The sequence below is a fragment of the Planococcus kocurii genome, from assembly GCF_001465835.2.
GTDB classification, from domain to species: domain Bacteria; phylum Bacillota; class Bacilli; order Bacillales_A; family Planococcaceae; genus Planococcus; species Planococcus kocurii.
The window spans coordinates 1,821,634-1,832,906 of sequence record NZ_CP013661.2 but is presented as its reverse complement, the minus strand read 5'-3'; the positions used below and the strand labels follow the sequence as shown (position 1 = coordinate 1,832,906).

Annotated in this window: 14 protein-coding genes; 3 read left to right on the top strand and 11 right to left on the bottom strand. The window is 41.5% G+C overall.

Going from position 1 to position 11,273, the window contains the following annotated elements:
- Positions 1-165: 165 nt before the first annotated feature.
- The 10 genes from AUO94_RS09080 to AUO94_RS09045 all read right to left on the bottom strand — a co-directional run bounded on the left by AUO94_RS09080 (position 166) and on the right by AUO94_RS09045 (position 7,940).
- Positions 166-1,359 (bottom strand): DUF4317 domain-containing protein, encoded by a 1,194-nt coding sequence (locus tag AUO94_RS09080; protein WP_058383907.1) that lies wholly within the window; start codon positions 1,357-1,359, stop codon positions 166-168.
- Positions 1,360-1,512: 153 nt separating this feature from the next.
- Complete coding sequence (locus tag AUO94_RS09075; RefSeq protein WP_058383906.1) at positions 1,513-1,998, bottom strand: nucleoside deaminase; 486 nt, start codon at positions 1,996-1,998, stop codon at positions 1,513-1,515.
- 29 nt (positions 1,999-2,027) lie between these two features.
- A complete protein-coding gene (locus AUO94_RS09070; RefSeq protein ID WP_058383905.1) occupies positions 2,028-2,645 on the bottom strand; it encodes an NAD(P)-dependent oxidoreductase in 618 nt (205 codons plus the stop codon).
- A 285-nt stretch (positions 2,646-2,930) separates the two neighbouring features.
- Positions 2,931-3,890 carry a nucleoside hydrolase gene (locus AUO94_RS09065; protein WP_058383904.1) on the bottom strand — a complete coding sequence of 320 codons (960 nt, stop codon included), beginning with the start codon at positions 3,888-3,890 and terminating at the stop codon, positions 2,931-2,933.
- 49 nt (positions 3,891-3,939) lie between these two features.
- Complete coding sequence (locus AUO94_RS09060) at positions 3,940-4,353, bottom strand: MarR family winged helix-turn-helix transcriptional regulator (RefSeq protein WP_058383903.1); 414 nt, start codon at positions 4,351-4,353, stop codon at positions 3,940-3,942.
- Between the two features lie 144 nt (positions 4,354-4,497).
- Positions 4,498-5,799: an MFS transporter gene (locus AUO94_RS09055; RefSeq protein ID WP_058383902.1), complete on the bottom strand. Its 1,302-nt coding sequence runs from the start codon at positions 5,797-5,799 to the stop codon at positions 4,498-4,500.
- Positions 5,792-6,589 carry an SDR family NAD(P)-dependent oxidoreductase gene (locus AUO94_RS09050; protein WP_058383901.1) on the bottom strand — a complete coding sequence of 266 codons (798 nt, stop codon included), beginning with the start codon at positions 6,587-6,589 and terminating at the stop codon, positions 5,792-5,794. The genes AUO94_RS09055 and AUO94_RS09050 overlap by 8 nt, the downstream gene beginning before the upstream one ends.
- A 32-nt stretch (positions 6,590-6,621) precedes the next feature.
- Positions 6,622-6,789, bottom strand: coding sequence for a hypothetical protein (locus AUO94_RS17535; RefSeq protein WP_218916858.1), 168 nt, complete (start codon positions 6,787-6,789; stop codon positions 6,622-6,624).
- Between the two features lie 62 nt (positions 6,790-6,851).
- Positions 6,852-6,989 carry a hypothetical protein gene (locus AUO94_RS17260; RefSeq protein ID WP_156423940.1) on the bottom strand — a complete coding sequence of 46 codons (138 nt, stop codon included), beginning with the start codon at positions 6,987-6,989 and terminating at the stop codon, positions 6,852-6,854.
- 279 nt (positions 6,990-7,268) lie between these two features.
- On the bottom strand, positions 7,269-7,940 hold the full coding sequence (locus AUO94_RS09045) for an ankyrin repeat domain-containing protein (protein WP_058383900.1): 672 nt from the start codon (positions 7,938-7,940) through the stop codon (positions 7,269-7,271).
- 101 nt (positions 7,941-8,041) lie between these two features.
- On the opposite strand from AUO94_RS09045, the gene AUO94_RS17395 reads away from it, so the two are divergent.
- Together AUO94_RS17395 and AUO94_RS09040 are read left to right on the top strand one after the other, a co-directional pair.
- Positions 8,042-8,179, top strand: coding sequence for a hypothetical protein (locus AUO94_RS17395; RefSeq protein ID WP_169793172.1), 138 nt, complete (start codon positions 8,042-8,044; stop codon positions 8,177-8,179).
- Positions 8,180-8,590: 411 nt separating this feature from the next.
- Complete coding sequence (locus AUO94_RS09040) at positions 8,591-9,280, top strand: class I SAM-dependent methyltransferase (RefSeq protein ID WP_058383899.1); 690 nt, start codon at positions 8,591-8,593, stop codon at positions 9,278-9,280.
- 136 nt (positions 9,281-9,416) lie between these two features.
- Here the strand turns inward: AUO94_RS09040 and AUO94_RS09035 are convergent, their stop codons facing one another.
- Positions 9,417-9,788, bottom strand: coding sequence for a winged helix-turn-helix transcriptional regulator (locus AUO94_RS09035; RefSeq protein ID WP_058383898.1), 372 nt, complete (start codon positions 9,786-9,788; stop codon positions 9,417-9,419).
- A gap of 207 nt (positions 9,789-9,995) precedes the next feature.
- Between AUO94_RS09035 and fdhA the strand changes: the two genes are divergently transcribed.
- On the top strand, positions 9,996-11,213 hold the full coding sequence (fdhA, locus tag AUO94_RS09030) for a formaldehyde dehydrogenase, glutathione-independent (RefSeq protein WP_058383897.1): 1,218 nt from the start codon (positions 9,996-9,998) through the stop codon (positions 11,211-11,213).
- Positions 11,214-11,273: the final 60 nt, after the last annotated feature.

Genomic DNA, 11,273 nt, shown 5'->3' with positions numbered 1-11,273 from the left:
TAGAATTATACTAAACTAGAAGGAAACTGAACAGTAATAAGCGTCTAACAAGAGAACCAATGTTTCATAGCCTCCTTAAATTAAATCAAAAATTCCAAATTTAACAAAAGTAGATATCTTTGCTTTTGTTAACTTGCATTTCGTTCATGTTAGTCATGCACTTTTTTACTCCAACAACTCTTCCGAAATCAGTTTAAAGCCCTCAATCATCGTATCTTCTTCTACCTCGATCAAGATACAGCGTTTGCCATCGTAATTAACTTGTTTGACGTAACGTAAGTCTTGAGGGCTGATGGCGATATCCGCTACTTTGGTGCTAATTTTGATGGATTTGGATGCATAACTTGGCACGATATGACTTGCTTTCATTTCATAGGTTTTGTCTTCCACTACGCTTTGGAACGCTCTTTCTACCTTTTCCGTGCTCACATCTTTTACACCGCTTGCTTTTAGTACACGCGTAACTTCTGTGACATCCAAAGTAGGCGGTTGCTCATCTTCGTCATCACTTTCTGCTTTGATGACTAGCATTTGATTGATTTCATCATATAAACCCGCAAGCGTTCTCGAATTGACTTCGTCACCAATGACCGCTTTCACAATTTCTTCAAACACGGTCTTTTCTTCTTCAGCTGTGAGAATTTCATCGCCATTTAGAACATTTTCGATAAATTGATAATCCGGTTTGTTTGTTTTACCAGCAGCATACAAAATACGGTTAATGTCTGCCGCATTATCTGTAAAACTTGGGAACAAGAACCCCCCGATTGGTGCAGATAGCTTAATAACAGGATCCATTAGCACATTGGACTTAAATTCTTTCTCCGCAAAGTCAAACACTAAGGAGCTTTTCGGCAGTTCCGTTTGGTTCATGCTACTAAGAATAAATGAAGTGGTGTACATTTCATCTCGGAAATCCATGTCCGATTCGTCCGTCTTGCGTTTGGTCGTCTTAAAATAGTTGCCACGAATAAACGTAACGACCATATCCTTTTCGTACGGGTGGTCTTCAACCATTTTTAAGGCGATACGCTGCATGTTTGTTTTCCAGTCACTAACTTCGTCTGCTTGAAGTCCTTCATATAAGAGTCGTTGTGTATGATCTACTTGTCCTTCTTCTTGCGGTTGAAATTTAACTTCAAACAGCTTTTCATCAAGCTTTCCGCCTAAAACTTTTTTGAAATTGGCCAGAAACAATTCTTGTTGTTCCCGGTCTAACAAAGAAAATGAGCGGCTCTCTTCGTGATAGATTTCACTGCTTTCTTGTTGGATGTAGACATTATAAATTTCACCAATTTTCAGTAAATCTGTATCTAACTTAAATCGTTTGCGGATATCGGCTATCTCTTTTTTATTCATTGCTATTTCCAACTCCCTAACTAATAAACTCCATGTCATGACAAAAGAGCATCAAAGCGATAGGTTCGCTTTTGATACTCCCTTATTATAACAATGATTAGACAGTAACAAAAAGTGAAAAAGAAATGCCTACATTAACCTCAACTATTTGTTTTAACGTTTCATTTCAAATGCTCTCTGATGAAGTCCACGCATCTGCTCTGTCAGTTCAGAAGCAGGACCGTCGACAACTGTGTCTTTAATAACTTCTTCAATAGCTAACCTTCGAACACGCGATGAAGCGGTCGCACCCATTTCACTCAACCACTCAGCTGATTGCTGTGACGAGCTTGCATAGACGATTCTTCCTAAACCTACCAATCCGTGAGCTGCTGCACACATCGGACAATGTTCGCCTGACGTATAAACCGTCGCTGTGCTCCGTTCTTCCGGCGACAAGTGATTCGCGGCCCAGCGTGCAATCGCAAACTCCGGATGCTGGGTATGATCGCCGCCTGCTACGTGGTTATGGTCTTCAAAAAGAACGGCTCCCTCCACCGAAACAAGAATAGACCCATACGGCTCATCTCCTTTTTCAAGGGCGGTTTCCGCCAACTCTACACAACGTCGCAAATACGTTAAATCCTTTTCGGTAATCATCTTTACTCCCCCTTTTTGTTCGTAACACGTTAACTAGAAATTCCAACCGACGCGTTTTCGTACTGTGCATCGCTTAAGGCTTTGACGATAAAATGCGCAACATCCGCACGAGGAATTGATTTCGACTTATCCGGCACACCTGTCGTAGCTTCTTTGTACTGCCCTGTAAACGCGCCATTTGTTAATCCCATCGGTCGAACAATGGTAAAGGTCAGTCCGTGTTCTTGAATCAAATCTGTAGCTGCTCGGTGATCGATTAGCGGGTTCTTCAGCATCTTCATGATTAGCTTTCCACTGACACCTGTGAGTTCATTATGAACACCCGCAGATGCCGTGTAGACAATGCGCTTCACACCGTGGTCCTCCATGCCTATGACAATGTTTTTTGTCATCTCTTGAAGTTCTGTTGACTGCTTCATTCCTTGACTAGAGCCTAAGCACGATACAACTGCATCATGCCCTGCAATGGCTGCTGAAACTTCTGCTGTGTTAAAGGCATCTCCTTGGACAACAGTTAAATTCTCGTGTGTTACTTGTAACTTCGTTGGTGTTCGGACAAATGCCGTAACCTCAAATCCACTTTCTACTGCTTGCTTGACAACCGATTGACCTACGCCACCCGTAGCACCGAATACGATAATGTTCATTGCGTTTCACCCTACTTTCTTATGATTGGTATACCCTTTTTTCATTTAAAAATCAATCTATCTTAACTGTCTAAAAAAATGCACACCGCGTTCAGGATTCTGACACCGGCTCACAAGCTTTTAAAAATAGCTCGTATCGCCAAGTCCTTTATACATTCTCGCCCACGATTCAAAAAACAGACGGAGAAAAAGAACATCTTTTTCTCCGTCTGCTTTATTTTAGCGGCGTATGGGACAGATCCTTAACTAAAAAGACATGACCTTAAAAAATAACGTCAACTACACCTACTGAAGTCGTTCTGAAATAACCTTTACTGCCTTCACAAACTCTGCAACGAATGCTTTGCGGTTAACGCTGTGAAGAACATGCACATTTGGCGTTTTCCCTGAACGATTCGTATAGTCAACGACTGTCGCACCTGCTGCTAGTCCTTCTAAAGCGACTTCTACAAAGCAGTCCTGACCTTCGAAAAACTCCGGTTTCAATAAATACATAACGGCGCAAACATCATGGAAATGCAGCACTTGATCGTAATTTTCTTCATGGAAAGAGGTTCTCTTGATGACATCCAAATAATACGTCACCAGATGATAAGCTTTCTCCGCAAACTCCGTACCAATGTTTAAAATGCTTTTTGCTTCGTCGATTGTGACAAACGCTTTATGAGTGACGTCTAATCCACTCATGACAACCGGTACACCCGAACGGAACACAATCTCTACTGCGTGTGGATCGACGTACGCATTAAACTCCGCAGTAGGTGACATATTACCTCCTACTGCCGCTCCACCCATCCAGGAAATCCGCTCAATTTTTGGTTTTACTTCAGGGTGCGCAAGCAATAACGCCGCCACATTGGTTAGGGGTCCTGTTGCAACAATGGTGATTTTCTCATCACTCGCCATAATCGTTTCCAGCATGGCTGTGACAGCTGGTCGTTTACTAACTGGTAAAGTCGGTGCTGGAAACTGCACATTGCCAAAGCCGCTTTCCCCGTGAATGTCTTCTGCTACTTCGAGTTCACGGAACATCGGCTGCTCCAATCCACGTGCAATTTCAACGTCGGCTCCGATATAACTTAAAAAAGAACGAGCGTTGTAATTTGTCTTGTCTTGAGAGATATTTCCTGAACACGTGGTAACAAGTCGTACGTCCAGTGTTTCACGATTAGCAAATGCTAAAGTTAGCATCATTGCGTCGTCGATTCCTGGGTCTGTATCGATGATGATTGGTAATCTTGTCATAGAGTGAGCCACCTTTACATTTTTAAGTATCGTTGCTTGCAGGAACGCTTTAGTTACTTAATTTGCGGTAAATTTTTAGTAACTGATCTCGTTCTTCAGTGGTTAGGGTTTCAAATAATTTTTTTCGCAAAGTAACACCTTCTTTGTTAGCTCTTTTGACCATCTCTACCCCTTTATCTGTAATGGATAAAATAATCATTCGACGATCGGATTCAGACGTTGTTCGGACGGCTAACTTTTTACTGATCAACTTTTCTGCCAAATGGGTAATCGTTGGAGGAGTTAAGCCTACTTCTTTGGCAATATCCGAAGGAGAGCTTTTTCCGTGTACCATCAAATGAGCGAGCACCAAAATGTGAGAAACCCCCAAGTCTTCATTAAATGATTTGTTCCACTGAACAATTAAGTTATCGGTTACTTTATCCATATTGTGTATAATTTCGAAAATAGTTTGTTCACTCATGCTAATGAATCCCTGCTTTCTACTAAATAAGAGCCCCTATTGGCTAGGGGCTCTTATTATACATATTTTAGGCGCAACTTGAAACAAGCATACCATAAAGAGAAGACCTATCCGGAAAAAATATTCCATATCCTCTCCACTTATTTATTTTTTCCAAGCACCGGCTGCTAGTAGTTTTTCTTTTCCTTTGAAAGCGTATAGAACTGCTACAATCGCGAGCACTAACATGACAAGAATGGTATACAATCCACCTGAGTAGCTGCCTGTAAATTGGAAGATGTATCCGTAAGCAGGTAAGGCAACGATTGCAGCAATCGCCAATCCTAGTGAAGCAGTAGAGTAAATTTGGCTGTAGTCTTTATTACCAAACAAACTTTGTGTCAATGATGGCGTCAGCGTTCCAATGCCACTTGTTACAAAAGCAAACAACACAAGTGCAACAAAAATAACGGTAGCGCTTGAAGTCACAAACAATAACAGTGAAATCGAAATCAATCCTAAGCCCATCGTCATAATGGTCGTGTTTCGAGATCCAATTTTATCGTTTAACATTCCGATAATAATTGCACCCAATACCACACCTAACATATAAACACCCATTGCGGTTCCTGCAAATTCTTGTGTAAAGCCTTTATCGACAATATACGATGGAATGTGCATCATAAAGCTCGCAACGGAAGTAATAAGGAAGAAAAACAGCATCAATGCATAAAACGAAGACGATTTTTTCGCATCGCTCATCGCAATTCCTTCGTTTTGTGTTTCACTTGAAGATCCTTGGTCGGCGATTTCCGTGTCCGTCATGCCGTAAGGATACAAGCCTTTGTTTTGAGATAATTTTTTAATAAGAAGGAGCGTAACGGGAATCACGACAATGATTGCTGTAATCCCTACTGCCATATACCCGTATCTCCAGCCTTGGTTGACGATTAATGAACCAATAACAGGCTGTGCAAATGCACCGATTAACCCGCCAGTTGCTGTCAAAATGCCCAGTGCCAATCCGTTATTTTTTCTAAACCATTGGTTGATTAAAACCGGTCCTGCTATAACGTTAATAAAAATAGCACCAAACGCTAATGGAACAGCCAAAATATACCAGCCCCATACTGAATTCATCAGTCCGAACGCCGCAAACGAACCACCTTGTAAAATAATCGCGACAATCAACAATAAACGAATATCGTATTTCGCCATTAACTTACCCGCAACAGGTAGTAATATAATCGTAACAACTGCAGATATACTCATGTACAAGGTTAAATCACCAATACCAATACCCAACTCTTTTGAAACAGGTGTTAAGAACAGACCGGACGAGTTATTGACTACCCCTTTACCAAACGCGACGATGATACAAAGACCAATCAGCACCAACCAAGCTGCATGAATTTTACTTTTACTTGCTTTTACTTTTTCTTCTGGCTTGACCGTTGTATTAACCATTCATCTGCTCCTTAAAATCGGGAATGGTCGGATTGCTTAAATAATGTCCGCCTTCCACTTTAATCGTTTGACCGGTAATAAATTTCGATTCATCTGATGCTAGGAATAATACCGTATTTCCAATATCGTCTGGCTCACCGTGGTAAGGTAACTGGTTGTATCTCATAAAGGTATCCAACAGTTCTGGAGACAAACTATTTTTAGCAGCTGGCGTTAAAATCAGTCCAGGCGCAACTGCGTTACACCGAATATTTTGCTTGCCGTATTGAGTGGCAATGTATTTTGTTAAGTTAATGACGCCCGCCTTTGATGCTCCGTATGCTGTACGAACAGAGTCGCCTGCAAATCCTGCCATAGACGTGGTATTAATAATTGCGCCGCCGCCATCTTTGATCATATGCGGAATCGCAAATCGGCTTCCTAGAAGCACGCTCTTCAAATTCAAGTCCATTAAGCGGTCCCATTCTTCAAGATCCAAGTTGACCACATCGATATCTTTTCTCAAGTTGGTTCCACCAACATTATTCACCAAGACATTGATTTTTCCGTACTGTTCGACCGTATACTCTACAGCTTCTTGAATCGAACTTTCTTTACTTGCATCCAGGAAGATCCCTAGCGCATTACCGCCTTGTTCGTTAATCTGTTTTGCTGCTTCTTGCGCGCCTTCTAGATTAAAGTCTGCAATGACGACTTTTGCGCCTTCTTTAGCTAATAAACTTGCAGATGAAAGCCCAATTCCAGAAGCGCCACCTGTTACTAATGCTACTTTGTTTTCTACCCTAGCCATTCCTTTTCCTCCTCTTCAAAATTAACGTAGTTTCATGCTACTGCCATCAACCAGCCATGTTTAACCGGTACTACTAACCACATCTTTACTGGCCAAGAAAACGGCTGCTGTTCCGAATCGCCAATGCGACCAAGTAGAATAGTGTTCATCATGGCTTCGTACATTATTTGTGTGTTTGCAGCACTCACCATTTGTTGCACATTTTCTTTTGCAGATATATCTCTACTGAATAGAGCGCCTTTAGTGTACTGATTGATTTCGGCTACAGTTTCTTGACTTTTTCTTCATTGATACCGACAAGTGCAAATCGTGCTCCTTCTTTTGCTATTGCAAGCGCAATGATTTTGCCAATCTCTGAAGCGCCACCGATAGTAATCCCAATTTCTCCTGCTAATTTCATAATAATGCATCATTTCCTTGCAAAATACTTAGATATCTAAATATTTGACATCTAAATATTATCAGCAGCCTATATATATTACAACATAATTATTTTATTTCAAGATATCGTGCAATTTTTTGGCATAGAGAAGTTTTTTATGGATTACACTCTTGTAAAAAACACGCGATTTTGGGTTCAAGCGAATCGTCTAGTTAAATTCAGTAACGTTAAAAAAGACGATTCCCTCTTGAACGGAATCGTCTTTTCGGTATCAAATTTTTCATGTCCTTCTCTGCCTCAGTCTTCTAACAGTTCGACCATTGCGGTATAGCCTTTTTCTTTCGCGTAATCGAGTGCTGTTTTACCCGAGTTGTCCCGAAGTTCTTTATTGGCATGAAATGTGATCAATTCCTGTACAATTTGCTGATAGATTTCTGAACCATCCGTCAGAGCGACTGCTTCAATCAATGCGGTATAGCCAAAATTATTTTGATGATCGATATTTACGCTACCGTCTTCTAACAGTAGCTTAACATTGTCTAAATGGCCTTTTTCAGCAGCCGGTATTAATGTATTGCCACCATAGCGATTCACAATTGTTTGATTGGGCTCGGCATGCTCCATCATATAAGCTAAAATTTCTGTTTTTCCTTGTGCACCTGCATATAGATAGGCACTATCTTGAATATTATCTTGTTGATTGATGTCTGCTCCCGCATCAATTAACAGTTTCGCGATTTCAATGTAATTGCTATGCGTCGCAATTAACAATGGCGTTTCTTTTTTCGTATTCGTTTCATTTAGTGGATACGACGGATCCTGTAAAATTTCTTGCACCTTTTTTACCTCGTTGTCTTCGACTGCTTGAATCAGTCCACCTGAGTATTGCTCCACATTGCTTTCCCCTTCCTGACTACATCCCGTGATTAGCAAGAACATGCTTGCGACAAGGCCTATAAAACGGTTCATGCAAAACCTCCCTTACGCGATACCACATTAGAAAACAGCAAAGTACCATTCAAGTAGTCTCTGCTTTATACTAATCATACTTACTGAAGGGGGCAGACACAATGTCCGAAATGGTCAATGATTTGAAAGAAGCGTTAATCGCGAAAGCCAAATGCCTATTTACGAGTTCGCTGTATCTGCTAAAGTACATGGCGATTGTTTTAGTGCCGCTATACATCATTTATTTAGTTCTGAATTAACGCACGTTTAAAGGCGAGTTCCTTTTGAGTAGAATCGCCTCAATGCTTCCTACGTCATTAAACCCATTGTATCAATCCAGGGTATTCTAAAATAAAATTCTGCAAGCCGTTTTAAATAGGTTAATTTGAAAGGGATTTGTTATCTTTTATTGAATTAGTTCCTATCATCATTTACCTCACTCGTTAGTTCCAAAACCGCTATTGCCTTCTTCCATCATCTAGTCCAAAACCTTTACCTCCTCCGACAAATTGGAACATGGAATTTCCGCTCCTTGTATAATTTTTTTGAAAGGTGGATGATTTCACAAAAAATCTTAGGCTGAATAAGAGTGTACCCCGCTTCGTTTCAAGGGAAATGTATAAATTTTCTCGCATATCTTAAACAAAATTTAAAATCTTAGGAGGGTAATCATGAATAACAGCCAGCCCGATTTTAATTCTGATTTTGCTCAACATTATGATTCTTTTATTCGTATAGCAGTGCCTGCTTATGACCAATTGTTTTCGATGGCGGACTCTTTTTTCTCCCTATCGAAAAAACCTTCTCCACATCTGCTGGTCGTTGGAGCCGGAGGAGGGGCCGAGCTGCTTTACTTTAGTCAAACTCACCCTAATTGGTTTCTAACCGGAGTTGATCCATCCGAACAAATGCTAAAAATTGCTTCGTATAAAATTCAGCAAGCAGGTACCGAAAATCGCGTTACCTTGCATCAAGGGTTTCTTCATGAATTGCCAACCGCCCCCAAATTCGACATGGCTACCTGTATTCTGGTTCTTCAATTTCTACCGGATGACCAGGCAAAGCTCAATTTGTTAACGAGCGTGGCTAATCGATTGGAACACGGGGATCCCTTTATTCTTGTGAGCATATATGGGGACAAGCAATCGATTGAATTCGAAAAAAATTTTACTGCGTGGAAAGAACGTTTTCGAAGTCATGGGATAAATCCTGAAAAGAGCGAGGATGTACAAAGAATTCTTAACATGCCTCTCATCTCCGAAGAACGGATACAAGAATTACTCGAAGAGGCCGGTTTTCAAAACATTGTTAACTTTTACTCTGCTTATCAAGTTGGCGGTTGGGTAGCTGAGTTGAAATGATGCATCTGCTTGCATTTCCCACCACTGCTCCGTTTCCTGAGAAATAAGTTATGTTTTGTGCTGATTATAGAAAAAAGGCAATACTCCTCATGCGATGGATTATTGCCTTTTTTCTTGGAGATTCAGATGGGATTCCTCACACATTTTTCGCAATAGGAAAGTGTTTGATGTTTTTCTTTCCCCATTCATCCATCATTAAAACGATTGGAATGAGGCTTTCTCCTAAAGTGGTTAGTGAATATTCTACTTTTGACGGAACTTCAGCAAATACTTCCCGGTGAACGACCCCGTCCTCCTCCAACTCTCTAATTTGAGTAGTCAGTACCTTATGCGAAATTTTGGGAAGCAGGCGGTTAATCTCACTAAAGCGCAAGACACCCTCTGTTCCCAAATAGTAAATAATAATAATTTTCCACTTGCCGCTAATAATCGATAAGGTCAGTTCCTTTTCACAATTAAATTCGCCACTCTCAATTTCCCTTTTTATTGCTGACCGCAGATCACTCATGAAACTGCCTCCTTCTTCCATTTCCTTCTGAAAGTATCCTTTAGGTAACCTTCTCACAAAAAAGTGCGTTCTTCCATTAAAAAGAATTATAATTTAGAATATAGAGAATACTTAATATAAATAGTAAAATTTTGTCCCTTCTTCGATGCTGCCCTGGTGTAAAGATGTGATCTTTATCTGTACAAAATTAGATAGGAGCTGACAGAAATGGCAGGAAACAGAGCGGTTGTATACAGAGGTACTGGAACGGTAACAGTTGAAGATATAAGCTACCCTGAATTAATCATTAGAGATGGTCCCGGGGTAAATCCATTGAATGTCGGGCGTAAATGTGAACATGGAGTGGTGGTAAAAGTCGTTACCACCAATATTTGCGGAAGTGATCAACACATGGTGCGTGGCCGGACAACAGCTCCTGAAGGCCTTGTACTCGGTCATGAAATTACAGGAGAAGTCATTGAAGTCGGTCGTGATGTGGAATTTATCAAAAAAGGTGACCTGGTGTCGGTACCATTTAATATTGCTTGTGGCCGCTGCCGCAGCTGTAAAGAGCAAGACACTCATATTTGTGAGAACGTCAACCCAGATCGTCCCGGTTCTGCTTATGGCTATGTAGACATGGGTGGATGGGTCGGCGGGCAATCGGAATACGTGATGGTCCCTTATGCAGATTTTCAGTTGCTGAAATTCCCGGATAAAGATCAAGCGATGGATAAAATACTTGATTTAACGATGCTTTCCGATATTTTCCCGACGGGCTACCACGGCGCTGTGAGTGCGGGTGTGAAACCAGGAGCTACTGTCTATGTTGCCGGGGCTGGTCCTGTCGGTTTAGCCGCTGCCCACTCTGCCCAGCTACTGGGTGCATCTGTTGTTATCGTAGGGGACTTAAACAAAGAACGCCTTGCACAGGCCCATAGTTTCGGCTGTGAAACGGTCAATCTTCGTGAACACGCAAACCTTGCGGAACAAATTGCTCAAATTCTAGGCGTCCCAGAAGTGGATTGCGCGATTGATTGTGTAGGTTTTGAAGCTAGTGGACATGGCGAGGGAGCTGGTGAAGCACCGGCTACTGTATTAAATTCCATTATGGAAGTTACGCGTGCAGGCGGACGTCTTGGTATACCTGGACTCTATGTAACCGGTGATCCAGGCGCTGCCGACCAAGACGCTCAAAATGGAACCTTGAAGGTGCGCTTAGGACTTGGCTGGGCAAAAGCTCATACGTTTGTAACGGGCCAAACTCCGGTTATGAGGTACCATCGTGACTTGATGAAGTCGATTTTAAGCGGCAAAGCACAAATTGCCAAAGCGGTAAACGCAACGGTCATTACGTTAGATCAATCACCAGAGGCATACGCTGAATTTGACCAAGGGGCTTCCAAGAAATTTGTTATTGATCCTCATGGGCATTTTAAAAAGTAAGTTGCTTGCTCCTGTGCTTATGGAAAAACAGCGAGGCTCATTTCCTTTTGAATGATGCGT

Excerpts from the sequence above, each read along its gene's own strand:
- AUO94_RS09050 (WP_058383901.1), bottom strand. The coding sequence starts at position 6,589 with ATGGCTAGGGTAGAAAACAAAGTAGCATTAGTAACAGGTGGCGCTTCT.
- AUO94_RS09045 (WP_058383900.1), bottom strand. The coding sequence starts at position 7,940 with ATGAACCGTTTTATAGGCCTTGTCGCAAGCATGTTCTTGCTAATCACG.
- AUO94_RS17260 (WP_156423940.1), bottom strand. The coding sequence starts at position 6,989 with ATGAAATTAGCAGGAGAAATTGGGATTACTATCGGTGGCGCTTCAGAG.
- AUO94_RS09060 (WP_058383903.1), bottom strand. The coding sequence starts at position 4,353 with ATGAGTGAACAAACTATTTTCGAAATTATACACAATATGGATAAAGTA.
- fdhA (WP_058383897.1), top strand. The coding sequence starts at position 9,996 with ATGGCAGGAAACAGAGCGGTTGTATACAGAGGTACTGGAACGGTAACA.
- AUO94_RS17395 (WP_169793172.1), top strand. The coding sequence starts at position 8,042 with ATGTCCGAAATGGTCAATGATTTGAAAGAAGCGTTAATCGCGAAAGCC.
- AUO94_RS09065 (WP_058383904.1), bottom strand. The coding sequence starts at position 3,890 with ATGACAAGATTACCAATCATCATCGATACAGACCCAGGAATCGACGAC.
- AUO94_RS09075 (WP_058383906.1), bottom strand. The coding sequence starts at position 1,998 with ATGATTACCGAAAAGGATTTAACGTATTTGCGACGTTGTGTAGAGTTG.
- AUO94_RS09040 (WP_058383899.1), top strand. The coding sequence starts at position 8,591 with ATGAATAACAGCCAGCCCGATTTTAATTCTGATTTTGCTCAACATTAT.
- AUO94_RS09080 (WP_058383907.1), bottom strand. The coding sequence starts at position 1,359 with ATGAATAAAAAAGAGATAGCCGATATCCGCAAACGATTTAAGTTAGAT.
- AUO94_RS09035 (WP_058383898.1), bottom strand. The coding sequence starts at position 9,788 with ATGAGTGATCTGCGGTCAGCAATAAAAAGGGAAATTGAGAGTGGCGAA.
- AUO94_RS09070 (WP_058383905.1), bottom strand. The coding sequence starts at position 2,645 with ATGAACATTATCGTATTCGGTGCTACGGGTGGCGTAGGTCAATCGGTT.
- AUO94_RS09055 (WP_058383902.1), bottom strand. The coding sequence starts at position 5,799 with ATGGTTAATACAACGGTCAAGCCAGAAGAAAAAGTAAAAGCAAGTAAA.